We start from the raw sequence: 24,163 nt of genomic DNA on the forward strand, positions 1-24,163 counted from the left end.
GATGACTTCGTCCGAACCCGACCGCTCCGCCTCGCGGCGTACCCTGCTGCGGCGGGCCGCCGTGACCGGCGGGGCGGCCGTCGCCGCCACCGCCGTCGCCGCGGCGAACGCCGCCCCGGCCAGCGCCGCCCCCGGTGAACCGGTCGTGCTGGGCGCGCCGAACAGCGGCGGCAGCACCACGGTGACCAGCACCGCCGGCAACGGCGCGGCCACCCTCGTCGTGCAGAACGACGCCGGCCCCGCGCTCCTGCTGAAGCGCTCGGAGTCGAAGCTGCCGGTGCTGCCCGGCTCGCTGGAGTCGACCACCCTCGGCCTCGGGGCCGCCGGCACCGACTCCGGCGGCGTGGTGCGCCGCTACGAGACCTTCACCACGGCGAACGCCACCATGCTGGTGCCGATCCCGCCGACCCGGGTGCTCGACACCCGCACCGCCGCCGGCCGGGCCCGGCTCCTCGAAGGCGCCGGGCAGATCGACTCGCAGGGCCGCGCGGTCGCCGGCGCCTGGCTGCTGGTGCACCTCGACGGCATCGTCGAGTACGGCGACGGCCTGATCGGCAACGTGACCGTGGCCAAGACCGAGAAGGGCGGCTTCGCCACCGTCTACGGCCGTGACCCCGCTCCGGCCGCCTCCACCATCAACTGGTGGGGGGCCGGCCAGCTGCTCTCCAACGGCGTGATCACCCAGGTCGGCGCCTGGTCGACCGCGAACGGCGACTTCTACCCGGACACCGTCGCCATCTGGGTGCAGAAGAGCGCCAGCGCGATCATCCTCGACGTGACCGGTCTGCTGGTGTTCCACCCGGAGTCCGCCGTCATCAACAACCCGAGGCGCCTGACCGCCGACTCGGGCACCAGCGGCGTCCGCGCCGACGCGATCAAGGCCACCGCCGAGCGCGCTGACCGGGAGGTGCAGCCCCGTGCGTGAGACCGAGGAGACCACCAGCATGAGCACCGACGAGACGTCGTCGACCACCCGCCGCCGGATCATCAAGGCCGGTGTCGCCGCGGGCGCCGGCGTCGGCGCGGCGGCCGTCGTGGCCACCCCGGCCGCCGCCGATCCGGGGCAGCCGGTGCTCATCGGGGCCACCAACGATGCGGGGGCCACCGAGACCGTGCTGCGCGGCGGTTCCGCGCTGGCCCCGGCGCTGACCGTCGACGCGCCGAGCACCCGGCCGCCGCTGGTGCTGACCCCCACCCCGTCCGCGGACATCCCGCAGGAGCTGCCGACCGGCTCCCTCGCGGTCACCCCCTCCGGCGAACTGGTGATCGGCGGCAAGGGCGGGACCCGCGCGTACGTCAACACCTCGCGGTGGGCGAACCGGACCATGGCCGTCGCGCCGAAGCGGATCCTGGACACCCGTTCGATCTCCAGCTACAGCGCCCACGTGGTCAGCGCCACCTCGGTGGTGACCTCGGGCAAGCTGAACGCCAACCAGGTCATCCACCTGACGGTCAAGAACGTGCCGCCGGCGCTGGCCGAGCGGGCCACCGCGGCGTACGTCAACATCACCGTGGCCGGCACGGTCTCCGCCGGGGTGCTGACCGCGTACAGCTCGTCGATCGCCAAGCCGCAGACCTCGTCGCTGAACTGGTGGGGGCCCAACCAGATCCTCTCCAACCTGGTCGAGGTGCAGCTCGGGTCCTACAACGGCAACCAGCTCGCGTTCGCCCTGCACGTCAGCAGCGCGACGTCGGTGATCGTGGACGTCTCGGGCCTGATCCTGGCCAGCCCGGGCACGTACTGACCCGGACGTCGGTCGCCGTCGCGGTGCGAGTTCGCTCACCATCGCGGCGGCGACCGGCCACCGGAGGCCGGGCCACCGCGCCGGGCATGGGATTCTTGGGTACGTGACCAGTCCCGCTACCTCCGTCGCGCTCCGCCCGCTCACCCTCGGGCGATACCAGGTGTGGCCGCCGGTGGTGCTCGCCCCGATGGCCGGCATCACCAATGTCGGCTTCCGGCAGCTCTGCCGGGAGCAGGGCGGCGGCATCTACGTCTGCGAGATGATCACCACCGTCGCGCTGGTCGAGCGGAACCCGAAGACGCTGCGCATGATCGCCTTCGGGGCGGACGAGCAGCCGCGCAGCCTCCAGCTCTACGGCACCGACCCGGAGACGACCGCCGCGGCGGTGCGGATCGTGGTCGAGAAGAACCTCGCCGACCACATCGACCTCAACTTCGGCTGTCCCGTGCCCAAGGTGACCCGCAGGGGCGGGGGCGCCGCGCTGCCGTGGCGGCGGCGGCTCTTCGCCCGGCTGGTGAAGGCCGCGGTGGACGCCGCCGCGCCCGCCGGCGTGCCGGTCACCGTGAAGATGCGCAAGGGCATCGACGACGACCACCTGACGTACGTGGAGGCCGGCCTGGCCGCGCAGGACGCGGGGGTGGCGGCGGTGGCCCTGCACGGGCGTACGGCCGCGCAGCGCTACTCGGGCACCGCCGACTGGGACGCCATCGCCACCCTGAAGCAGGCCCTCGACGTGCCGGTGCTCGGCAACGGCGACATCTGGGAGGCTGACGACGCGCTGCGGATGGTGTCGCACACCGGCGTGGACGGGGTGGTGATCGGCCGGGGCTGCCTGGGCCGGCCCTGGCTCTTCGCGGACCTGGAGGCCGCCTTCGACGGCCGCCCCGAGCGGCGGCTGCCCACCCTCGGCGAGGTCGCGCAGACCATGCGCCGGCACGCCGAGCTGCTGGTGGACCAGTTCACCGCCGGTTCGCGTACCCCGGCGCGGGGCGAGCGGGACGGCTGCACCGATTTCCGCAAGCACGTCGCCTGGTACCTCAAGGGCTTCCCCGTCGGCAGCGAGCTGCGCCGCGACCTGGCGATGATCGAGAGCCTGGCGCAGCTCGACGACCTGCTCGGCAAGCTGGACCCGACCGAGCCGTTCCCGGTGGCCACGCTCGGGCAGCCGCGGGGCCGGACGAACTCGCCGGGCAAGGTGTTCCTGCCCGACGGCTGGCTGGCCAGCCGGGACGACGACACCGTGCCCGAGGGCGCCGAGCTGGCCGACTCCGGCGGCTGACCGCCGCTGCTCCGCCGAAGCCGCCCGGACGCGGACACGACGAAGGGCCGGCCCCCGGGTGGGGGCCGGCCCTTCTCGTCGTCGGCGGACGGGTCAGGCCGCCACGGCGGCGTAGCCGCGGGTGGCGATCCAGTCGGCCAGGTTGTCCACGCTCATCCGGTAGGACGCCTGGGCGGCGTCGGCCGAGTCGGCGATGGTGACGACGTTCCCGCCCTCGCGGTAGCCGATGACGCTGATGTAGTGGCCGTTTTCGAAGGAGTGGGTGAGGCCGTCGGTGTCGGTGGCGGTGCCGGCGACGTTGGCGACCACGGCCCGGCCGTCGTCGACGGTGCGGACGATGTCGGTACGCAGCTTGTCGGTCTGCTCCCGATCGGCCCGGTTCTCGCGGATCTCGACGCTGCGGTAGACCTTCTTGCCGGTCTCCCTGTTCAGCACCGGGGTGATGTCGTGGATGGAGTCGGTGCCCGCCTCGGTGGTGCCCATCTCCCTGGCCATGGCGTGGACGTCGACGTCCTTGCCCTGCACGGACAGGGCGTTGCGGGTGGCCGAGGGGCCGCAGTAGTAGAAGTTCGGCTGGGCCGCGTAGCGCATGTTCAGCTCGCGCTCGCCGTGCGACGGGCGGTCGTTCTTCGCCGACGCGGTGGCCTGGCCGGTGGTGGGCGACTCGGCACCGGCGGTGGCGAGCTGGCCGGCGACGGCGCCGGTGCAGATGAGGCCGGCAGCGGTCAGGGCGGTCTTGCGGATCAGATCGGTACGCATGATCGGTGCTGCCTCTCTGGTCGGGGGTACGCGGCGCAGCGCGGAGGGCGCGGTGCCGCAGGGGAAGTCAGCAGAGATTGACCCGGCGATCAGCGGGACCTGCTCGGGCGTCCGGCGGAATGCAACCGGCCCCGGCCGCCAGGCATTCCATCGGGCCGGCCCGAGACCGTTCCGGCGCGGGGGAGCGCCGAACGCACGCGAGTTACAACGCCCCCACCCCCACCACCCATTCCGCCACCGGAACCGCCCACCGCGCCAGCACAGGTCACGCCAGCCCCAACCGGACATACCGCCCACCGGCCCCAACCCGACGGCCTGGCCCCGCCCCCTCCGCCTCGGTGATCAAGAAGTTTGCGTCAGAAACACGCGCCGCACAGACGCAAACTTCTTGATCACCGGCCGAGGCGGGCTTGTTGGGAGGCCGATCCGGCCAGGGGGGCCTGGCGGGGAGGAAGATCCGGCCCGGCGGGGCTGGTAGGAGGTCGATAGGGGAGATCTTGGACAGTTGCCGTTCGAGCGGAACGGCAACTGTCCAAGATCTGCAGGGGTCTAGCACCCGGAGGGCGGATCGTCCGGGTTTGGGGTGCCGGAGCGGGATGGATCACCGGCTCCGCTGCCACCTCCAGGCGGGGTGTCGGCGCCGTCCGGCTCGGCCGGCCAGGGGATCTCCGGGGCGCGGTGGTAGGTGATGCCGGCGGTGGCCCAGCGCGGACCGTGGCCGGCGAGGCGCTCCCGGAATCCGGTCCAGTCGTGCGTGGTCCGGGGCGACCAGCCCAGCTCGGCGATGGCGGGCAGTCGGGGAAGGAGCATGAACTCGATCTCCGCCAGCGTGGTCACCGACTCGGTCCAGAGCGGCGCCTCGACGCCCAGCACGGCGTCGGCCGGTACGCCGGTGACGTGCGTGCCCGGGTCCCAGTCGTACGCGCGCCGCACGTCGATCAGCCCGGCCCAGTCGTGCCCGATAGGGGTGTCCGGGGCGTACTTCATGTCCAGGTAGGCGTGGTTGCCGGGGGAGAGGATCAGGCGGGCACCCCGGCGTACCGCCTCGGCGGTCACCGGGTCCGTGCCGTCGGTGCCCCACCACTGGAGCACCCGCCCGTCGGCGTGCCCGGCCGGAGCGATCTGGTGCCACCCGACGACCCTCTTGCCGGTGTCGGCGACGATCCGCTGGGCCCGCTCCACGAACCCGGTGTACGCCTCGCCCTTCACCTTGAACGCCTCGTCGCCGCCGATGTGCAGCCACGGGCCGGGAGTCAGGGCGGCCACCTCGCCGAGCACGTCGGCGACGAAGTCGTACGTCCGCTCGCCGGCCGGGTCGACGTAGCTGAAGCCGACCTCGGTGCCGGTGTACGGCGGCGGTGCGACGCGGTCCGGCGCCAGCTCCGGGTACGCGGTCAGCGCCGCGTTGGTGTGGCCGGGCAGGTCGATCTCCGGCACGACGGTCACGTGCCGGCGGGCGGCGTACCGGACGATCCGCCGGTAGTCCGCGGCGGTGTAGAAACCGCCCGCGCCGCCGCCCACCTCGGTGGCGCCGCCGACGGTGGCGAGCGCGGGCCAGGAGTCGACGGCGATCCGCCAGCCCTGGTCGTCGGTGAGGTGCAGGTGCAGGTGGTTGAGCTTGTACCGGGCCAGGTGGTCGATCACGCGCAGTACGTCGGCGACGCCGAAGAAGTGCCGGGAGACGTCGAGCATCGCGCCCCGGTACGTGAAGCGCGGACGGTCGACGATCTCGCCGCCGGGCACCACCCAGCGCGCGGCCACCGGGGACGCGCTCTCGATCGCCGCCGGCAGCAGTTGCCGCAGCGTCTGCACCCCGTGGAACAGGCCGGCGGCCCGCTCGGCGCTGATCCGCACCTCGGTGGGGGTGACGGTCAGGCGGTAGCCCTCGTCGGCGAGCGCGTCCGCGCCCACCGCGTCGTGCGCGGCGTCCCGCGGACGGGGTACGCCGGCGGGTGCCACCGCGGCGGCCAGGGTGAGCACCAGCGGGCCGTCGGTCGCGGTGGCCTCGACCACGACCGGCAGCGGGTATCCGGTGGCCGGTCGCAGCAGTTCGGCGAGCTGTTCGGCCACGTCCCGGGCGTCCGGGTCCGGGCCGACCCGGACGGCCGCGTCGGCGGGGAGAGTGAAATCGGCCGCCGGATCCGGCCGGACCTGCTCCGGGGCCGGCACCACGTCGGCGAGCCGGACCGGTGCGGGCGGGGCGAGTAGCTCTCCGGCGGTCAGTTCGGCGGCCCGGGCCAGCTCGGCGGCGGCCGGGCGGTGGGTGGGGAGGCCGACGTGGCCGAGCGGTTCCGGGCCGGTCGCGGCGCTGGTGGAGCCGCGCTCCGGGCTGGTGGACGGGGTGGGCGGCACGGCGGCGGCTCCGGGGTGTATTTGCGGCGGATATGGCAAAGGTCAGGTTGAGCAGAACCGGTGCCGTTCAAGAGTAGAGGAGGGGCCGGAATTGCGTGATCGTGCGCGTGGAAGCGTTCCCAGAAACCGCCACGAACGCGGATAGTCGTGATAGCTGTGCCTATTGTCACCGAACGGTCCCAGGCCACCCGATGTTCGCTTAACCTTCGCCCACCGATCGGTGCTGACACCGGGATTACCGGCGGTCCGCCCCGGGGTAAGAGGCAACTGAACCTTCGTTAAGTGTCAATTCCGGCGCGCGTGGGAGGCTCTGGTGGCAGCGCAAGAGACGGTCGATCACAAGTACGTCTACGACTTCGCCGAGGGCAACAAGGAGCTCAAGGAGCTGCTGGGCGGCAAGGGGGCCAACCTCGCCGAGATGACCAATCTCGGGCTGCCGGTCCCGCCCGGCTTCACCATCACCACCGAGGCGTGCAAGGCGTACCTGGCCACCGGCCGCGAGCCGGACGGGCTGGCGGACCAGATCGAGACCCACCTGGAGTCGCTGGAGCGCCAGATGGGCCGCCGGCTCGGCGACCCGCAGGACCCGCTGCTGGTCTCCGTACGCTCCGGTGCCAAGTTCTCCATGCCCGGCATGATGGAGACCGTCCTCAACGTCGGCCTCAACGACCGCAGCGTCGTCGGACTCTCCAACCAGGCCGGCGGCAACGACCGGTTCGCCTGGGACTCGTACCGCCGGCTGATCCAGATGTTCGGCAAGACGGTCTGCGAGGTGCCCGGCGAGGAGTTCGAACACGCCCTCGACGAGGCCAAGCGCGCCAAGGGCACCACCAACGACCTGGACCTCGACGCCGACGACCTGCGCGGGCTGGTCGACGCGTACAAGAGCATCTTCCTCAAGCACACCGGCCGGGACTTCCCCCAGGAGCCGCGCGAGCAGCTCGACCTGGCTATCCGCGCGGTCTTCGAGTCGTGGAACGCCGAGCGGGCCGTGCTCTACCGCCGCCAGGAGCGCATCCCGGCCGACCTCGGCACCGCGGTCAACGTGGTGACCATGGTCTTCGGCAACCTCGGCCCCGACTCCGGCACCGGTGTCGCCTTCACCCGCGACCCGGGCAGCGGCGCGCAGGGCATCTACGGCGACTACCTGGCCAACGCCCAGGGCGAGGACGTCGTCGCCGGCATCCGCAACACCGTTCCGTTGCAGGAGCTGGAGCGGCTGGACAAGAAGTCCTACGACGAGCTGCTCGGCATCATGGCCCGGCTGGAGGAGCACTACAAGGACCTCTGCGACATCGAGTTCACCATCGAGCGCGGCAAGCTCTGGATGCTCCAGACCCGGGTCGGCAAGCGCACCGCCGCCGCCGCGTTCGTCATCGCCGGTCAGCTCGTCGACGAGGGCCTGATCGACCTGGACGAGGCGCTGCACCGGGTCAACGGCGCGCAGCTGGCGCAGCTGATGTTCCCCCGGTTCCGGCTCGACCACGAGTTCGAGCCGGTGGCCAAGGGCATCGGCGCATCGCCCGGCGCGGCGTCCGGCAAGGTGGTCTTCACCTCCGCCCGCGCGGTCGAGCTGGCCGCCGAGGGAGAGTCGGTGATCCTGGTCCGCCGGGAGACCAACCCCGACGACCTCAACGGCATGATCGCCGCCCAGGGCATCCTTACCTCCCGGGGCGGCAAGACCAGCCACGCCGCCGTGGTGGCCCGGGGCATGGGCAAGACCTGTGTCTCCGGCGCCGACGACATCGAGGTGAACGTGCCGGCGAAGCGGTTCACCGTGGCCGGGCAGACCGTGACCGAGGGCGACGTCGTATCCATCGACGGCACCACCGGCAAGGTCTACCTCGGCGAGGTGCCGGTCATGCCGTCCGAGGTGGTGCAGTACTTCGAGGGCAGCCTCGACCCGGAGCACGTCGACAACGCGCTGGTCCGGGCCGTACACCGGATCATGTCCCACGCCGACGCCAAGCGGCAGCTGGCGGTCCGCACGAACGCCGACACCGGGGCCGACGCGGCGCGGGCGCGGCGCTTCGGCGCCGAGGGCATCGGCCTGTGCCGCACCGAACACATGTTCCTCGGCGACCGGCGGGAGCTGGTCGAGAAGCTGATCCTGGCCCGCACCGACGACGAGCGGGAGTCGGCGCTCGCCGCGCTGCTGCCCCTGCAGCGCGACGACTTCAAGGAGATCTTCCGGGAGATGGACGGCCTGCCGGTCACCGTCCGGCTGATCGACCCGCCGCTGCACGAGTTCCTGCCCCCGCTGGAGCAGCTCGCGGTCAACGTCGCCGTCGCGCAGGAGCGCGGCGAGGACGTGGCCAAGGAGGAGGCGCTGCTCGCCGCCGTGCGGCGGATGCACGAGGAGAACCCGATGCTGGGCCTGCGCGGCGTCCGCCTCGGCCTGGTCATCCCCGGTCTCTTCGCCATGCAGGTGCGGGCCATCGCGGAGGCCGCCGTATCGGTCACCCGCGACGGGGCGGTCGCCAAGCCGGAGATCATGGTCCCGCTGGTCGGCGCGGTGCAGGAGCTGGAGACGGTACGCGCCGAGGCCGAGAAGATCATCGCGGAGGTGGTCGGGGACAGCGGCGTCGAGGTGCTGATCGGCACCATGATCGAGGTGCCCCGGGCCGCGCTGACCGCCGGTCAGATCGCCGAGGCGGCGCAGTTCTTCTCCTTCGGCACCAACGACCTGACCCAGATGGCCTGGGGCTTCTCGCGCGACGACGTCGAGGGCGCCTTCTTCTGGCGCTACCTGGAGCTGGGCATCTTCGGCATCTCGCCGTTCGAGTCCATCGACCGTGACGGCGTGGGCCGGCTGGTCCGGATCGCCGCGGAGGAGGGCCGGGCGGCCCGGCCGGAGCTGAAGCTCGGCGTCTGCGGCGAGCACGGCGGCGACCCCGACTCGGTGCACTTCTTCCACGAGGTGGGCCTGGACTACGTCTCCTGCTCGCCGTTCCGGGTGCCGGTGGCCCGGCTGGAGGCCGGCCGGGCGGCCGTCGAGACCGACGGCTCCGACAGCCGCTGACCGCACCACCGACGGCGGCTCCGGGGTGTCCCCCGGAGCCGCCGTCGTCGTCGGTGGGTGTGGGGCGCGCCCTACCGCGGCGGGCGCCGCCAGGTCGATCCCGGCCGCCGGCGGGCCAGCGCCGGCAGCGGGGTACGCGCGGCGAGCGCGCCGTGCACCGTCGGCACCGGGGTCGCGCCCACGCCGACCCGCTGCGAGTCGAACGCCGAGCCGGCCCGCTCGGCCACCGCCCGTGCCTCCTCGTGCAGCGCGTCCAGGTCGGTGCCCGCCCCGGTGACCAGGGTGAGCAGCGCGTGCCGCCCGGCCGGGTAGGTGACCACGCAGCCGGTCGCGGTGCGCACCACCGACTCCCGGAAGCCGCCGCCGCGCACCGTCTGGGCGACCTGCTGCCCGACCCCGAAGCCCACCGCGGCGAGGGCGGCCAGGTGGGTGGCGTCCGTGGCCGGCAGGTCGCTGGAGATGAGCATCCCGTCCCGCCCGGCCAGCACCGTCCCGGTGACCTCCGGGCGGCGTCGGCGCAGCCCCCGCAGCTCCGTGTCCAGCACCGTGTCAACGTGCACGAGCGTCTCCCCGTTCGTCGCGTACCGGTCGGCGGTGTCACGTACCGCTCCCGGCACGTTACCGAAGGCCACGCCGCCCCCGCGATCCCGTGACCGTCGGCGATCGGCCGACAACTGTCGACTGATCGGCGGTTGCGGACCCGCGATCCGCCCTTCGCCGCCGCGCCTGCCGGCCGGGTCCGGCGTAACCTGAGCTCCCGCGGGGAATTGCGTACGACCGGCGAAGGGTGACCGCATGACCAGCGTCTGGGAGAGCGTGACCGTCGATGCCCGGGACCCGTCCCGGCTGGCCCACTGGTGGGCCGAGGCGCTGGGCTACCAGGTGGTCGCGGAGAAACCGGACGAGGTGGAGATCCGCCAGTCCCGCGACCGGCTGCCCGGCATCGTCTTCGTCCCGGTCGCCGAGGGCAAGGAGACCAAGAACCGCCTCCACCTCGACCTGCGCCCGGCCGACCAGGAGGCCGAGGTCGAGCGGCTGGTCGACATGGGGGCCCGGCACGTCGACGTCGGCCAGGGCGACGCCTCGTGGACGGTGCTCGCCGACCCGGAGGGCAACGAGTTCTGCGTGCTGCGGCAGCAGGGCTGAGGGGTGCGGGACGCCGACCGGGCCGGCCCCTGGGACGCGGCCGACGCGCGGCGTCGGGTCGACGAGGCGCCGAAGGACACCGGCTACGGCCGGTCGCCGTACGAGCGGGACCGGGCCCGGGTGCTGCACTCGGCGGCCTTCCGGCGGCTCGCCGCCAAGACCCAGGTGCACGTCGCCGGCACCGACGACTTCCTGCGTACCCGGCTGACGCACTCGCTGGAGGTGGCCCAGATCGCCCGGGAGATGGGCGCCCGGCTGGGCTGCGATCCGGACGTGGTGGACACCGCCGGGCTCGCCCACGACCTGGGCCACCCGCCCTTCGGGCACAACGGCGAGGACGCCCTCGATCGGCTCGCCGCGTCGTGCGGAGGGTTCGAGGGCAACGCCCAGACGTTGCGCGTGCTGACCCGGCTGGAGGCCAAGGTGATCGGCCCGGACGGCGCACCGGCCGGGCTCAACCTCACCCGGGCCTCGCTCGACGCGGTCGGCAAGTACCCGTGGCCCCGGCAGCCGGGGCGGCGCAAGTTCGGGGTGTACGCCGACGACCGGCCGGTCTTCGACTGGCTGCGCGAGGGCGTACCGCGGGGGGAGCCCGACCTCGGCGGCGGCCCGCCGGGCGGGGCGCGGCGCTGCCTGGAGGCCCAGGTGATGGACTGGGCCGACGACGTCGCCTACTCGGTGCACGACGTGGAGGACGGCATCCACGGCGGGTACCTCTCGCTGCGCCCCCTGCTCGACGACCCGGACGAGCGGGCCGCCCTCTGCGTGGACGTGGCCGACGTCTACTCCGGGGAGTCCCCGGCCGACCTCGGCGAGGTGCTGGTCGACCTGCTCGACGAGCCGGTGCTCGCCGCGCTCGCCGGCTACGACGGCAGTCACCGGTCGCAGGTCGCGCTGAAGGCCACCACCAGCGTGCTGACCGGCCGGTTCGTCTCCACCGTGGTGAGCGCCACCCGGGAGCGCTTCGGCCCGGGCCCGCACCGCCGGTACGCCGCCGACCTGGTGGTGCCGCGTCGCATCCGGGCCCAGTGCGCGCTGCTGAAGGGGATCGCCTGGCGCTACGTGATGAACCGGCCGGGCGCCGGTGCCCGGTACGACCGGCAGCGGGAGATCCTGACCCAGCTGGTCGGCGTGCTGGGTGACCGGGCGCCGGACGCGCTCGACCCGGTCTTCGCGCCGCTGTGGCGGGCGGCCGGAGACGACGCGGCCCGGCTGCGGGTGGTGGTCGACCAGGTGGCGTCGCTCACCGATCCGGCGGCGGTGGCCTGGCACGATCGGCTCGTCCGGACCTGAGGCGGTCGGCCCGCCCGGGTGCCAGGAATGAACTTAGGCTAGCCTAAGTGACATGACGGAGCGCCCCAAGAAGGTCACGTCCGCCCGGGTCCTGCGAACCGAGCGGCCCACCCCGCACCTGATCCGCCTGATCCTCGGCGGGGAGGAGCTGACCGGGCTGCCGGTCGGGGAGTACACCGACCACTACATCAAGATCGTCTTCCTGTCGCCCGGGGTCGACCATCCGAGGCCGCTGGACCTGGCCGCGATCCGTCAGCAGCTGCCCCGGGAGCAGTGGCCCCGGCTGCGCGCGTACACCGTGCGCGCCTGGGACCCACGGGCCGGCGAGCTCACCGTGGACGTGGTGCACCACGGCGACGAGGGGCTGGCCGGGCCCTGGGCGGCCCGCCTGCGCCCCGGCGACGAGGTGCTCTTCACCGGCCCCGGCGGAGCGTACGCGCCGGACCCGACGGCGGACTGGCACCTGCTGGTGGGCGACGAGAGCGCCCTGCCGGCGATCGGCGCGGCGCTGGAGCGGCTGCCGGCCGGCGCCCCGGCGGCCGTCTTCGTCGAGGTCGACGGGCCGGCCGACGAGCAGCGCCTGGCCAGCGCGGGCGCGGTGGCGCTGACCTGGCTGCACCGGGGCGACCGGCCGGTCGGCGCGGCGCTGGTCGAGGCGGTCCGGGCGCTGGAGTTCCCGCCCGGCCGGGTGCACGCGTTCGTCCACGGCGAGGCCACCTTCGTCAAGGAGCTGCGCCGGCTGCTGCGCGTCGAGCGCGGGGTGCCCCGCGAGGCGCTCTCCATCTCCGGCTACTGGCGTCGCGGCATGGACGACGAGGGCTGGCGCTCCACCAAGGCGGACTGGAACCGCCAGGTCGAGGCCGAGGAGGCCGTGCAGGCCGTTCCGGCCGCCTGACCCCCTCTCCGGCGGGGGCGCTCGGGCGGTGGCGTCGTTCGCCACACGCCCGTGCCCCCGGCGGTGGATCGTCGGCCCGGCAGGGCAGGATGTACGCCGAGGGGGTGGCACATGGCTGGGCGGATCCGGGACGAGGACATCGCGCTGGTCCGGGAACGCACCTCGATCGCCGAGGTCATCTCCGACGCGGTGACCCTCAAGTCCGCCGGTGGCGGCAACCTCAAGGGCCTCTGCCCGTTCCACGACGAGAAGAGCCCGTCGTTCAACGTCTCGCCCGCCCGCAACGTCTGGTACTGCTTCGGCTGCGGGGCCGGCGGCGACGCGATCAAGTTCCTGATGGACGCCGAGCACCTCAGCTTCGTCGAGTCCGTCGAGCGGCTCGCCGCCCGCGCCGGCATCCAGCTGCGCTACGTCGAGAACGACAACTCGGCCCCGCGCCCCCGCCCGCAGCAGGGGCAGAAGCAGCGGCTGGTGGCCGCGCACGCCGCCGCCGTCGAGTTCTACCGGGCGCAGCTCACCACCGCCGGCGCCCGGCCGGCCCGGGAGTTCCTGGCCCAGCGGGGCTTCGACCGGGCCGCCGCCGAGCGGTACGGCTGCGGCTTCGCCCCGGACGGCTGGGACCTGCTCACCAAGCACCTGCGCCAGCAGGGCTTCACCCACGACGAGCTGGTCACCGCCGGGCTGTCCCGGCCGGCCCGCTCCGGCTCGCTGATCGACCGGTTCCGCCGCCGGCTGCTCTGGCCGATCCGCGACCTGGCCGGCGACGTGATCGGCTTCGGCGCCCGCAAGCTCTTCGAGGACGACGACGGCCCGAAGTACCTGAACACCCCCGAGACGCCGATCTACAAGAAGTCGCACGTCCTCTACGGCATCGACCAGGCCAAGCGGGAGATCGCCAAGCAGGGCAAGGTGGTCGTCGTCGAGGGCTACACCGACGTGATGGCCTGCCACCTGGCCGGCGTGCCGACGGCCGTGGCGACCTGCGGCACCGCCTTCGGCGCCGACCACATCGGGGTGCTGCGCCGGCTCCTGCTGGACACCGACGCGGTGGCCGGCGAGATCATCTTCACCTTCGACGGGGACGCCGCCGGCCAGAAGGCCGCGCTGCGCGCCTTCGAGGACGACCAGCGCTTCGTCGGGCGTACCTTCATCGCGGTCAGCCCCGACAACATGGACCCGTGCGAGCTGCGCCTGGCCAAGGGCGACCTGGCGGTGCGCGACCTGGTCGCCCGCCGCGAGCCGCTGGTCGACTTCGCGCTGCGCCACGTGCTCAACCGGTACGACCTGGACACCGTCGACGGCCGGGTGGAGGCGATGCGCCGCGCCGCCCCGCTGGTGGCGAAGATCAAGGACCGGGAGAAGCGCCCCGAGTACGTCCGCAAGCTCGCCGGTGACCTCGGCATGGAGATCGAGCCGGTGCAGCGCGCTGTGCTCGCCGCCGACGCGGCCCCGACCGCCGAGCGACGCGCGCCCGCGCCGGCCCGGTCGGCGGCCCCGCCCGAGCCGGCGGTGGACAGCCCGCAGTCGATGGTCGAGCGCGAGGCGTTGAAGCTGGCGCTGCAGGAGCCGGTGCTGGCCGGGCCGATGTTCGACGCGGTCGAGGCCCCGGAGTACCGGCACCCGGTGCACGCTGCGGTCCGCGCGGCGATCGCCGCGGCGGGCGGCGCCGCGGCCGCCGCCGGCGGCGCGGTCTGGATCGAGTCGGTCCGCGACGCCTGCGAGGATCTCGCCGCCCGGGCACTCGTCGGCGAGCTGGCCGTGGAGCCGCTGCGCATCGACGGCGAGCCCGACCCCCGGTACGTCTCGATCACCATGGCCCGGTTGCAGTGGGGCTCGGTCACCGCCCGGATCCGGGACCTGAAATCCAAGATCCAACGGGTCAACCCGGTGAACAACAAGGACGAGTACTTCGCCCTCTTCGGGGAACTGCTCTCGCTGGAGCAGCACGCGCGGGCGCTGCGCGAGCAGGCCGCGGGAGGACTGTGATGGGACTGTTCAGCCGCAAGCCGAAGCTGCCGCCCGCCGCCCGGCCCCCGCTCGCCGACGGCGAACGGGTGCTCGCCTGGGCCGTCGCCGGCAACGGCGAGGGCGACGGCGTGGTGGTGGCGAGCAACCTCGGGCTCTGGCTGCCCGGCCGGGGCCACCGCCTGGGCTGGCACGACATCCTCAAGGCCGTCTGGTCCGGCCGCGAGCTGACCGTCACCCCGGCCGAGCAGGTCGCCGAGCGGGACGGCTACCAGGTGGTGGCGGACTGCCCGGCCGAGACGTACCTGCTCGCCGACCCGGGTGACCTGCCGCACCAGGTACGGGCCCGGGTCACCCGCTCGGTGGCGTACTCCGCGCACCACCCGGTGCCCGGCGGCGCGGGCCGGGTCGCGGCCCGGCGGGTGGCCGGCGTGGACGGGCTGCACTGGACGGTCCGCCTCGACCCCGGCACCCCCGCCGACGACGACGCCGTGCTGGCCGAGACCGACCGGCTGGTCGCGGCCGCCCGCGCGGCGACCGCCCCCGCGGACGCCTGAACTCCGCTCACCCGCCCTGGTAGAAGCGCGCCGCGCCGGGATGCAGCGGGATCGGGTCGGTGCTCGACGCGCTCTGCCGGGTGAAGTTGCCCGCCTCCGGGTGCACCCCGATCAGGTCGCCCTGGTACGCGAAGAGCAACCGGGTCAGGTCGTACGCCAGCCCGTCCGGCATGTCCGCGTTGACTAGGATCATGTTCGACACCGTCACCGTGGGCGTGCCGGTCGGCGTGCCGTAGGCGTCCTTCGGCAGCTCGGCGGTGGTGTAGACCGAGCCGTACCGGGCGTTCAGCGGCTCGATCAGATCGCCGATCGGCAGCAGCGCGAACCTCCCCGGCGCGCTGGAGAGCAGGTCGGCGATGCCCGGGGTGGGCAGGCCGCCGGAGAAGAACATCGCGTCCAGCGTGCCGGCCCGCATCCGCTTGACCGTCTCCGGCAGCGACAGCGTGAACCGGCGGACGTCCCGGTCCGGGTCCATCCCCGCGGCGGTCAGCAGCCGCCCGGCGATGATGTCCGTGCCGGACTTCGGTGAACCCGTGGAGACCCGCTTGTCGCGCAGCCCGGCGAAGTCGGTCACCTTGGCGTCGACCCGGACGATCACGTGCGTGTAGTTGCTGTAGACCCGGGCCAGCGCCCGGACCGGCTGGGGCTGCCCGGCGAAGGCGCCCTGCCCGGTGACCGCGTCGGCCGCGGTGTCGGCGAGGCTGAAGGCGATCTCCATGTCCCCGCTGGCCAGCCGGGTGACGTTCTCCACCGAGGCGCCGGTCGGCTCGGCCCGCGCCTCGTACCCGGGCAGGTGGCGGCTGATCACGTCGGCGTAGCCCCCGCCGAGCTGGTAGTACACGCCGGTGGTGTTGCCGGTGGCCAGGAAGATCCGCCCACCGTGCCAGGACTGCGGCGGCGCGGGCGACTCGCCGCAACCGGCGACGAGGAGCGTGACCAGCAGGACGGCCAGCCACCGGGGCGGCCGGCCGGTCACGCCCGGACCGCCGGTTCCAGCGCCTCCGCCACCCGCTGCACCAGCGTCGCCGTCTCGAAGCCGATCTGACCCAGGTCGCAGCCCGGCGCGGCCAGCACCCCGAGCAGGGCCCGTTCGCCGACCGCCATCACCAGCATCACCCCGCCGTCCATGTCGACGATCTGCTGGCGTACCCGGCCCGCCGACATCAGCCGCGCGGCGCCGACGGTCAGGCTGGCCAGGCCGCTGATCACGGCGGCGAGCTGGTCCACCTGGTCGGGGGAGAGGTGGGGTGAGGAGGCCAGCCGGAGCCCGTCCTCGGAGACGGCCACGGCGTGCGACACGTCCGGGATCTGTTCGGCGAAGTTCGTCAGCAGCCAGTCCAGGCCGGCGGTCAGGGGTGCGGTCATCGGTGTCTCCCAATGGGTCTCGTCTGCTGGTTGCGTCGCATCGCGCTGGCCACCCCCTCGGCGAGCGCGGACAGCCGGGTCCGCACCACCTCCGGGTCGAGCAGGTCGTCCGCCGTCGGGGCCGGTGGGGTGTGCGCCAGCCCGGTCGGCAACTGGCTGCCCCGGGTCCGGCGCGGCAGCCCGGTGCCGGTGGCCACCACCGGGCCGGTCGATGACAGGCCGGTGCCGGCCTCGAGCGTCTCGGGGCCCCGGGTCACCGGCCCTCGGCCGGCGGCCGGAACGCGCGGACCGGGGCTGAGGACCGGCAACGTCACCGTGGGCGCGTGGTGGACGTCGGTCGGGTCGGGCCGGAACAGGCTGCCGCCGTAGGTCGTCGTCACCCGGGGCGCGGGCGCGCCGTTCGGCACGACCGTCGCCAGGGCCGGCGCATTCGCGTGGGGCCGGAACCAGGCCGTCGCCGAGGAGGGCTGGCGGGCCGGGACGGGGCGGCGGGCCACCGTCTCGACCCGGGTGAGCGCCGACTCGGGCACCTCGACCTGGGCCACCGTGCCGGTGCCGGTGTTGTGCAGCTGCACCCGGATGCCGTACCGGGCCGCCAGGTGGGCCACCACGTGCAGGCCCATGCTGCCGGCCGCGGCGCTGGAGAGCACCGCCGGGGCGAGCAGCCGTTCGTTGATCGCGGCGAGCCGGGCATCGCTGATGCCGATGCCGTGGTCGTGCACCCGCAGCGTGAGCCCGTCGACGGTACGGCGGCCGTCGACCTGCACCGGGGACTGCGGCGGCGAGTAGTTGGTGGCGTTCTCCAGCAGCTCGGCGAGGAGGTGGACCAGGTAGCCGACCGCCGACCCGTGCACGGTGGCGTCCGGCACGTCGATCTCCACCCGGGTGTAGTCCTCGATCTCGGAGGAGGCGGCGCGCACCACGTCGGCCAGCAGGTGGTCCCCCTCGTACGCCCGGCCGGGTTCGCCACCGGCGAGGACCAGCAGGTTCTCCCCGTTGCGGCGCATCCGCGCGGCGAGGTGGTCCAGCGCGAAGAGCCGGGCCAGCGCGTCCGGGTCGGTCTCGTCGCGTTCGAAGTCGTCGAGCAGTCGCAGCTGCCGGGTGATCAGCGTCCGGATCCGGCGGGCCAGCGCCTCGGCCATCCGGGTGACGTCCAGCCGCAGCTCGGCCTGCTCGCCGGCGAGCCGCAGCGCCGCCCGGTTCACCGTGTCGAACGCCTCGGCCACCTGCGCGACCTCGTCGCGCCCGTGCCGGATGCTGTCGGTGAGCCGGGTGGCCGCGCCCTCGGCCGGCGCGTCCTCGCCCGCCGCGACCGCGGTGATCCGCTCGGGCAGCTCCGAGTTGGCCATGGTGAGCGCCGCCACCCGCAGCCGGCGCAGCCGGCGGCTGGTGCGCACGGCGAGCAGCGCGGCGGCGAGCAGCGAGGCCGCCGCCACGGCGGTGGTGGCCCCGCCGGTGACCAGCGCCCGCCGCCGGGCGTCCCGGGCCAGCCGGGCGGCCTGCTGGTCCAGGTCCTCGGAGAGTTCCCGGCCGAGGAGGTTGTACCGCCGGATCGTCCCGCTCTGCGCCACGTACCAGGCGTCACCGTCGATCTTGAGCGCGGCGGGCAGCGTCTCGCCCTTCACCGCGGTGTCCCGCATCCGCTGCGCGGTCGCGACGTCCGCGCCGGCGACCAGCCGGGCGTACGCGGCCTCCGCGTCCGCGTCGGCGATCCGAGAGAACTCGGCCTGGCGCTGCTCCCGCGCACCCCGCAGCTGGCCGAGCCGGACCAGTTCCCCCTGGGCCAGCTCACCCCGGACGAAGACCGTCCGCAGCAGGTCGCGTTCCAGCGAGGCCAGGTGTTCCTGGCTGGCGACCGCAGCCACCTCCCGCGCGGCGTTGGCCAGCTCCGTGTCGCGCAGCTGGGCCGGCAGCGCGTCCGCGACGGTGAGCAGCGACTCGACCAGCGCCACGTAGGTCGGGTCGGCCCCTTCCGACTCGGGCGCCGACCGGCGGGCTGGGCTGAGCTGGTACAGCTGCTCGTCGGCGGTGTCGAGCACCCGCCCGAGGTTCGGGGCGGCCCGGCGGGCCTCCCGGCTGGCGGTGCGGAACCGGTCGACGGCGGTGTCCACCCGCCGCCGCTGGGCGTCCACCAGCGGCCGGCCGGTCGAGCCGCCCCGCTGGCGCAGGGCGGCCGTCTCGCCGAGTTCCCGCTCCAGCTCGTGCACCAGGCGCACGGTGGCGGTGGCGGTGCCGGCGAGCACCCGGGCCCGGTCGGCGTCGGCGGAGGCGTCCAGCGCGGTGCCGGTCTGGGTGGCGCCCAGCACCACCAGGCCCACGGTGGCGACCAGGATGGGCGCGAGCAGTTGGGTGCGGACCGACCAGAGCCGGTCGGTGTGGTCCGTCGGCCGGTTGTGCCGGCGTACGCGGGCGGGGCTGGGGAGCGGCACGCGGGTCTCCCGGGGTGGTCGGGGACGCCGGGCCCGGGCGCTGGCCCGGACCCGGCGCCGTCGGTCAGCTCGCGCCGAGGTCCTGCAGGGCCTTGGCCGCGCCGCGGTGCAGCGGTACCGGATCGGTCTTGCGGGCGTTGTCCAGGCTGATGCCCTTGGCGGCCGGGTTGGCCTGCGCCAGGGCGTCCTTCTTCTCGAAGACCGTGCGGGCGACCGCGCAGGCGACATTCGCGTTGAGGTCCTTGCGGACCAGCAGCACGTTGGGCACCACGATGGTCGGGGTGTCGGTCGCCGTCCGGTAGGCGTCCGCGCGGATCGTCCCGGCCTGGTACGCGGCGTTCTGCTCGGTCATCTTGGGCAGCAACGGGGTGATGTCGAGGAACTTCACCTTGTCGCCGGCCGTGGTGAACAGGTCGGTGATCCCGCCGGTGGGCACCCCGCCGGACCAGAAGAAGCCGTCGACGCTGCCGTCCTTGACCCCCTCGACGGTCTTGGTCAGGTCCAGCCGCTGGGCCTGGACGTCCTTGGCCGGGTCGAGGCCGGCGGCGATGAGCAGGCGGTTGGCGATGACCTCGGTGCCGGACTTCGGGGAGCCGGTGGAGATCTTCTTGCCCTTCATGTCGGCGACCGAGGCGATGCCGGAGTCGGCCCGCACGACCACCTGGGTGTAGTTGTCGTAGATCCGGGCCAGCGCCTGGACCGGCTGCGGCGAGGTGAAGCTGCCCTTGCCCTGCACCGCGTTGACGGCGGTGTCGAAGAGCGAGAAGGCGACGTCGTACTGGCCGGCGACGAGCTGCTCGACGTTCTGCACCGAGGCGCCGGTCTCGGCGGCGGTGCCGGTGAGCTTGCCCTCGGTGGTCGCGGAGAGCTGGCCGGCGAGGGCGTTGCCGACCGGGTAGTAGACGCCGGTGGCGTTGCCGGTGGCGATGCCGACCCGGGTGTTGTCGGTGACCTTGCAGGTGACCTCGCTGGCGGCGTCGTCCTTCGCCGCGCCGTCCTGCTGGCCCCCGCAACCGGCGGCGCCGGTCGCGACGAGGGCGAGCGCGCCCACTCCCGCGGCGATCCGCACGTTGATCCGTCTCACTGTTTTTCCTCCCCATGGTGCACCGTTGGCGTTGCGGACGGCTCGCCGGTCCGGCCGGCGGAGCCGCGTCGTACGAGCACACCCGCCACCCCGGCGGCGGCCAGGACCGCGCCGACCGTGACGGGTACGGGTTCGAGCCAGAGCAGCGTCAGCCCGGCCAGTGCGCCGAGGATCCGCTCGGGTACGCCGACCGGCCCGACGCCGGGCAGCCAGCCGCCCGCCGCCACGGCCAGCACCGCGACGCTGAGCGCGCAGACCGCCGCGGCCACGGCGATGCGCTGTGGCCCGCCGATGCCGAGCAGCCCCAGACCGGTCGGGGTGATCACGAAGGCGATCGGGATCAGGTAGGCCGGCAGGGCGTACCGCAGGGTCTGCCACATGGTCGGCACCAGCCGGCCGCCGGTGACCGCGGCGGCGGCCACCGCGGCGAGGGCGGTCGGCGGCGAGACCTCGGACAGGACCGCGAAGTAGAAGACGAACATCGCCGCGGCCGGTGCGGCGACGCCCAGGTCCAGCAGGGCCGGGCCGATGATCACCCAGCCGATCACGAAGGAGGCGGTGACCGGCACGGCCAGCCCCAGCAGGGTGAGCGCGACGGCGGCCAGCAGCGCGGTGAGCGCCAGCACCAGGGCCGGGTCGGAGGTGACCGCCTGCGCGGCGGAGATCAACAGCGCCGCGGCCTGCGGGCCGAGCCCGGTCTTGGTGGTGGTCGCCGTGATGATGCCGGCCGCGGCGCAGACCGCGCTGACCGCGAGCACGCCGCGCACGCCGGTGCCGAGCGCCTCGACCAGCCGGGCCGGGGTGAGCCGGTACCGGCGGTCCAGGAAGGACAGCGCGGCGGCCAGCACGGTCGCGCCCACCACCGCCTTCGTCGCCGAGACGCCCAGCGCGAGCAGCCCGGTGATCACCAGCAGCGACAGGAAGTGGTAGCCGAAGCGGCCCAGCAGCCGCCAGGGCGACCCGGTCTCCAGGACCACCGGCCGCACGCCGGAGCGCCGCGCGTCGATCTCCACCGAGAGCAGGATGCCGAGGTAGTACAGGACGGTCGGGACGATCGCCCAGCCGAGCACCTGGAGGTACGACACCCCCAGGTACTCGGCGATGATGAAGGCGGCCGCGCCGAGGGTGGGCGGGGACAGGATCGCCCCGACCCCGGCGGCGGCGAGCATCCCGCCCGCGCGCTCGGCCGGGTAGCCGGCCCGGCGCAGCACCGGCCAGGTGACCGCGCCGATGCCGATCGTCGTCGCCGCGCCCGAGCCGGAGACGGTGCCGAGCAGGAAGCCGGAGGCGACCGCCGTGCGCCCGGCGGCCGTTCGGGAGCGGCGGAACGCGGCCGCGGAGAGCTCCACGAAGAACCGTCCGGCGCCGGAGAGGTCCAGCACCGCGCCGTAGATGGTGAACAGCACGATGTACGAGGCCGCGACGTCGAGCGGGGTGCCGTAGAACCCGTTGTCGGAGTTGTAGAACGCGTCTACCAGCTGGCCGAAGTCGAGCCCGGCGTGCGCCACCGGCCAGGACTGCGGCAGCAGCCCGCCGTAGTAGCCGTAGCCGAGGAACAGCAGGCAGACGGCGGGCAGGACCCAGCCGGTGGTGCGCCGGCAGGCCTCCAGCAGCAGGAGCAGCAGCACGGTGCCCATCGCCAGGTCGAGCCCGACGAGCAGACCCTGGCGGTCGAGGAAGGCGTCGTATCCGCCGCCACCGCCGCCGACGGTGAACGGCAGCACGGGGTACAGGCAGACGACCAGGGCGGTCCCGGCCAGCGCCCAGTCCGGCAGGGTCGGCCCGGCCGAGCGGGCCCGACCGGCTGGACCGCTCCGGTCGGCGAGGGTCGGCGCGGGTCGCGTCCGGGGTCGCGTCGGGAGGTCCGCCGGGTACGCCAGGAACACCATCGGCAGTACGCCGGCCAGGAAAATGATCAGGTAGTACTTGCTGCCCTGCGCGAACGGCTGGACGACCTGGAGGAATGCGAGCAGCGCGATCGCCACGGTGGTGCCGGTGACCAGAAGCCCGACCGGTCCGGTGAGCGCACGCCCCGGTTTCTCGTCCTCGAATTGCGCGGCGAGTTCGCGGGTGTCCGGCACCTCGACGCGGGTCGGCAGACCCGTCTTCACCTGCGAAGACAGGGGTGCCGGAGCGTCCTCCAGGGCGGTTCCCGCCCCGCTGGAGCCGGCCTGCGGCGACTGTGGGGTGGGACCGTCGGAGAAGCGTACGGACGACACGAGGGGGCACGATACGCCAATTATCTAGACCATGGAACATTGCCGCTTATCATTGCAGTGGGTAATGGCGATCCATTTCCATTACTCAGAGGAAGCTGAATAAAGAAGGATTTAACAAAGAGCTGGGGCCGAACTGTTGACAGGCGTGGGTGGTCGGGGGGTGTCCGAAAACGCTCTGTCCACTATGGCCCACATCGCCCCGCTCGTCGCCCGGCCGGCGGCGCGGCGGCCCGGTGCGCCAGAACGCACCGGCCGGTCACTTTCCGTAGTGTGAACTACTTTACGTAGCCGGATCCGCGCCCCTCGTGGCGGGGCCGGAAACCGGTCGAAAGGTGTCGGACGTCGCCGGTAGGGTCGGCCGGTGACCAGTGCTCAACCACTCATCCAGGCCCGGGGGCTGGTGAAGCGGTTCGGCGACTTCACGGCCGTCGACGGCATCGACGTCGAGGTACGCCCCGGCGAGGCGTTCGGGTTCCTCGGCCCCAACGGCGCCGGCAAGTCCTCCACCATGCGCATGATCGGCTGCATCTCCCCGCCCAGCGGCGGCGAGCTGTGCATCCTCGGCATGGACCCGGTACGCGACGGCCCGGCCATCCGGGCCCGGCTCGGGGTCTGCCCCCAGCTCGACAATCTCGATCCCGAGCTGACCGTCCGGGAGAACCTGACCACCTACGCCCGCTACTTCGGCGTGTCCCGCGCGGTGGCCCGGGCGCGCGCCGCCGAGCTGCTCGACTTCGTGCAGCTCACCGAGCGGGCCGACAGCAAGGTCGAGCCGCTCTCCGGCGGCATGAAGCGCCGGCTGACCATCGCCCGCGCGCTGGTCAACGAGCCGGAGATCGTGCTGCTCGACGAGCCGACCACCGGGCTCGACCCGCAGGCCCGGCACCTGGTGTGGGAGCGGCTGTTCCGGCTCAAGCAGCAGGGGGTGACGCTGGTGCTGACCACCCACTACATGGACGAGGCCGAGCAGCTCTGCGACCGCCTCGTGGTGATGGACGGCGGGCGGATCGTCGCCGAGGGCTCGCCCCGCGCGCTGATCGAGCGGCACTCCACCCGGGAGGTGGTGGAGCTGCGCTTCGCGGCCGAGTCGCAGGAGGCGTTCGCCGGCAAGCTCGACGGGCTGGGGGAACGGGTCGAGGTGCTGCCCGACCGGATCCTGCTCTACGTCGCCGACGGCGACGCCGCGGTGGCCGAGATCAACGCGCTCGGGCTCACCCCGGCCAACGTACTGGTCCGGCGCAGCAGCCTGGAGGACGTCTTCCTGCACCTGACCGGGCGCACCCTCGTCGACTGATCAGCGCGCCCCTCGCGACGCGAAGATCGCGGCAACCCCAGTCCGAGGCTCTCGTCCGGTTGCCGGGCGGCCTGTCGCGTCAACGCGCCCTCGCCCAGCTCAGGAAGCGGTCGGGCAGCCCTTCCGGCGCGTCCTGCCCGGACAGTGCGGCGAGGTCGGCCATGGCCTCGTGCATCAGCGTGCCGAGGTAGATCAGCAGATTCGTCCGGTTCTCGCGGTACTCGCCGAGCAGCGCCAGCCGGGCCGGGGAGCAGGGCCACGCGGCGCCGCAGACCCGGCAGCGCCAGGACGGGCGGGCCGCGACGTGCGGGCGGTAGCGCGGCATCAGCGCAGGCCCTCCCCGGCCCTGCGCGGCGACGGCAGCCGGTGGCCGCCGTCGGCCCGCCGTTCCTGCGCGCGCGTCAGCCGCCCCGGGCCTCCCGCGCCGTCGGTCCCTGGATCGTTCGCCAGGGATCTGGCTTCGGCCGGCCCCCATGCGTTGATCATGAAGTTAGCGGCGGCGTTGATCTCCGACGCCACCGCCAACTCCATGATCGACGGGTATGTGGCGACGAGTGGAACACCATGGGTGTCTCCAGGGGTCGGATGCAGCCATGGTGTTCCACTCGTCGGGGTGGCCGGGGCGGCCGTCGTGGGTGGGGTCGGCCACGCCGGCTCCGCGTCGGGGGTACGCCGGGGGAGCGCGGCGGGTGGCGTCGGGCGGTGGCCGGGCCGGAACCTGAGTCGCATGGGGGAGCCTCCGTCGAGGTGGGAAGGGGG

The 24,163-nt window shown here is 73.7% G+C and carries 19 protein-coding genes and 1 pseudogene; 10 read left to right on the top strand and 10 right to left on the bottom strand.

Going from position 1 to position 24,163, the window contains the following annotated elements:
- Position 1: 1 nt before the first annotated feature.
- The 3 genes from ACSNN7_RS07840 to dusB all read left to right on the top strand — a co-directional run bounded on the left by ACSNN7_RS07840 (position 2) and on the right by dusB (position 3,024).
- Entirely contained in the window at positions 2-925 is a 924-nt protein-coding gene (locus tag ACSNN7_RS07840; RefSeq protein WP_436679992.1) for a hypothetical protein, read from the top strand.
- Positions 918-1,745 carry a hypothetical protein gene (locus ACSNN7_RS07845; protein WP_436679994.1) on the top strand — a complete coding sequence of 276 codons (828 nt, stop codon included), beginning with the start codon at positions 918-920 and terminating at the stop codon, positions 1,743-1,745. Before ACSNN7_RS07840 ends, ACSNN7_RS07845 begins: the two co-directional genes overlap by 8 nt.
- 103 nt (positions 1,746-1,848) lie before the next feature.
- The gene (gene dusB, locus ACSNN7_RS07850) at positions 1,849-3,024 is read left to right on the top strand and encodes a tRNA dihydrouridine synthase DusB (RefSeq protein ID WP_436679995.1); all 1,176 of its coding nucleotides are present in this window, start codon (positions 1,849-1,851) and stop codon (positions 3,022-3,024) included.
- A 93-nt stretch (positions 3,025-3,117) separates the two neighbouring features.
- Here dusB and ACSNN7_RS07855 read toward each other — a convergent pair whose 3' ends face one another.
- On the bottom strand, positions 3,118-3,783 hold the full coding sequence (locus ACSNN7_RS07855) for a C39 family peptidase (RefSeq protein ID WP_436679996.1): 666 nt from the start codon (positions 3,781-3,783) through the stop codon (positions 3,118-3,120).
- A 549-nt stretch (positions 3,784-4,332) separates the two neighbouring features.
- The gene (locus ACSNN7_RS07860; protein WP_436679997.1) at positions 4,333-6,135 is read right to left on the bottom strand and encodes a beta-N-acetylhexosaminidase; all 1,803 of its coding nucleotides are present in this window, start codon (positions 6,133-6,135) and stop codon (positions 4,333-4,335) included.
- A 313-nt stretch (positions 6,136-6,448) separates the two neighbouring features.
- Between ACSNN7_RS07860 and ppdK the strand changes: the two genes are divergently transcribed.
- Positions 6,449-9,157: a pyruvate, phosphate dikinase gene (ppdK, locus tag ACSNN7_RS07865; protein ID WP_436679998.1), complete on the top strand. Its 2,709-nt coding sequence runs from the start codon at positions 6,449-6,451 to the stop codon at positions 9,155-9,157.
- Positions 9,158-9,228: 71 nt separating this feature from the next.
- On the opposite strand, the gene ACSNN7_RS07870 is transcribed toward ppdK, so the two are convergent.
- Positions 9,229-9,717 (bottom strand): roadblock/LC7 domain-containing protein, encoded by a 489-nt coding sequence (locus tag ACSNN7_RS07870; protein WP_436680000.1) that lies wholly within the window; start codon positions 9,715-9,717, stop codon positions 9,229-9,231.
- Between the two features lie 235 nt (positions 9,718-9,952).
- Here ACSNN7_RS07870 and ACSNN7_RS07875 point away from each other — a divergent pair, with 235 nt between their 5' ends.
- The 5 genes and pseudogenes from ACSNN7_RS07875 to ACSNN7_RS07895 all read left to right on the top strand — a co-directional run bounded on the left by ACSNN7_RS07875 (position 9,953) and on the right by ACSNN7_RS07895 (position 15,013).
- Positions 9,953-10,303 (top strand): VOC family protein, encoded by a 351-nt coding sequence (locus ACSNN7_RS07875; RefSeq protein WP_334455165.1) that lies wholly within the window; start codon positions 9,953-9,955, stop codon positions 10,301-10,303.
- Between the two features lie 3 nt (positions 10,304-10,306).
- Positions 10,307-11,596: a deoxyguanosinetriphosphate triphosphohydrolase gene (locus ACSNN7_RS07880; protein WP_436680002.1), complete on the top strand. Its 1,290-nt coding sequence runs from the start codon at positions 10,307-10,309 to the stop codon at positions 11,594-11,596.
- Positions 11,597-11,648: 52 nt separating this feature from the next.
- Positions 11,649-12,491 carry a siderophore-interacting protein gene (locus ACSNN7_RS07885; RefSeq protein ID WP_436680003.1) on the top strand — a complete coding sequence of 281 codons (843 nt, stop codon included), beginning with the start codon at positions 11,649-11,651 and terminating at the stop codon, positions 12,489-12,491.
- An 89-nt stretch (positions 12,492-12,580) separates the two neighbouring features.
- Positions 12,581-14,477: pseudogene (dnaG, locus tag ACSNN7_RS07890) on the top strand (DNA primase).
- Positions 14,477-15,013 (top strand): hypothetical protein, encoded by a 537-nt coding sequence (locus ACSNN7_RS07895; protein WP_436680004.1) that lies wholly within the window; start codon positions 14,477-14,479, stop codon positions 15,011-15,013. Before dnaG ends, ACSNN7_RS07895 begins: the two are co-directional and overlap by 1 nt.
- Before the next feature lie 7 nt (positions 15,014-15,020).
- Here ACSNN7_RS07895 and ACSNN7_RS07900 read toward each other — a convergent pair whose 3' ends face one another.
- The 5 genes from ACSNN7_RS07900 to ACSNN7_RS07920 all read right to left on the bottom strand — a co-directional run bounded on the left by ACSNN7_RS07900 (position 15,021) and on the right by ACSNN7_RS07920 (position 22,110).
- Entirely contained in the window at positions 15,021-15,989 is a 969-nt protein-coding gene (locus ACSNN7_RS07900; RefSeq protein ID WP_436680005.1) for a TAXI family TRAP transporter solute-binding subunit, read from the bottom strand.
- Positions 15,986-16,378, bottom strand: coding sequence for a roadblock/LC7 domain-containing protein (locus ACSNN7_RS07905; protein ID WP_436680006.1), 393 nt, complete (start codon positions 16,376-16,378; stop codon positions 15,986-15,988). Before ACSNN7_RS07905 ends, ACSNN7_RS07900 begins: the two co-directional genes overlap by 4 nt.
- Entirely contained in the window at positions 16,375-18,807 is a 2,433-nt protein-coding gene (locus ACSNN7_RS07910) for a sensor histidine kinase (RefSeq protein ID WP_436680007.1), read from the bottom strand. Before ACSNN7_RS07910 ends, ACSNN7_RS07905 begins: the two co-directional genes overlap by 4 nt.
- A 64-nt stretch (positions 18,808-18,871) precedes the next feature.
- Positions 18,872-19,891, bottom strand: a complete 1,020-nt coding sequence (locus ACSNN7_RS07915) for a TAXI family TRAP transporter solute-binding subunit (RefSeq protein WP_436680008.1) — start codon at positions 19,889-19,891, stop codon at positions 18,872-18,874.
- Positions 19,888-22,110: a TRAP transporter permease gene (locus ACSNN7_RS07920; protein ID WP_436680009.1), complete on the bottom strand. Its 2,223-nt coding sequence runs from the start codon at positions 22,108-22,110 to the stop codon at positions 19,888-19,890. The genes ACSNN7_RS07915 and ACSNN7_RS07920 overlap by 4 nt, the downstream gene beginning before the upstream one ends.
- A 361-nt stretch (positions 22,111-22,471) precedes the next feature.
- On the opposite strand from ACSNN7_RS07920, the gene ACSNN7_RS07925 reads away from it, so the two are divergent.
- The gene (locus tag ACSNN7_RS07925; protein ID WP_436680010.1) at positions 22,472-23,404 is read left to right on the top strand and encodes an ABC transporter ATP-binding protein; all 933 of its coding nucleotides are present in this window, start codon (positions 22,472-22,474) and stop codon (positions 23,402-23,404) included.
- A 79-nt stretch (positions 23,405-23,483) separates the two neighbouring features.
- On the opposite strand, the gene ACSNN7_RS07930 is transcribed toward ACSNN7_RS07925, so the two are convergent.
- A complete protein-coding gene (locus ACSNN7_RS07930; RefSeq protein WP_436680011.1) occupies positions 23,484-23,729 on the bottom strand; it encodes a flavin reductase in 246 nt (81 codons plus the stop codon).
- On the bottom strand, positions 23,729-23,935 hold the full coding sequence (locus ACSNN7_RS07935; RefSeq protein WP_436680012.1) for a hypothetical protein: 207 nt from the start codon (positions 23,933-23,935) through the stop codon (positions 23,729-23,731). The genes ACSNN7_RS07930 and ACSNN7_RS07935 overlap by 1 nt, the downstream gene beginning before the upstream one ends.
- Positions 23,936-24,163: the final 228 nt, after the last annotated feature.

Origin of the sequence: Micromonospora sp. URMC 105, from assembly GCF_051386295.1 — a bacterium.
In the GTDB taxonomy this organism is placed as follows: domain Bacteria; phylum Actinomycetota; class Actinomycetes; order Mycobacteriales; family Micromonosporaceae; genus Micromonospora.

Excerpts from the sequence above, each read along its gene's own strand:
- ACSNN7_RS07840 (WP_436679992.1), top strand. The coding sequence starts at position 2 with ATGACTTCGTCCGAACCCGACCGCTCCGCCTCGCGGCGTACCCTGCTG.
- ACSNN7_RS07855 (WP_436679996.1), bottom strand. The coding sequence starts at position 3,783 with ATGCGTACCGATCTGATCCGCAAGACCGCCCTGACCGCTGCCGGCCTC.
- ACSNN7_RS07875 (WP_334455165.1), top strand. The coding sequence starts at position 9,953 with ATGACCAGCGTCTGGGAGAGCGTGACCGTCGATGCCCGGGACCCGTCC.
- ACSNN7_RS07885 (WP_436680003.1), top strand. The coding sequence starts at position 11,649 with ATGACGGAGCGCCCCAAGAAGGTCACGTCCGCCCGGGTCCTGCGAACC.
- ACSNN7_RS07895 (WP_436680004.1), top strand. The coding sequence starts at position 14,477 with ATGGGACTGTTCAGCCGCAAGCCGAAGCTGCCGCCCGCCGCCCGGCCC.
- ACSNN7_RS07905 (WP_436680006.1), bottom strand. The coding sequence starts at position 16,378 with ATGACCGCACCCCTGACCGCCGGCCTGGACTGGCTGCTGACGAACTTC.
- ACSNN7_RS07930 (WP_436680011.1), bottom strand. The coding sequence starts at position 23,729 with ATGCCGCGCTACCGCCCGCACGTCGCGGCCCGCCCGTCCTGGCGCTGC.
- ACSNN7_RS07935 (WP_436680012.1), bottom strand. The coding sequence starts at position 23,935 with ATGGAGTTGGCGGTGGCGTCGGAGATCAACGCCGCCGCTAACTTCATG.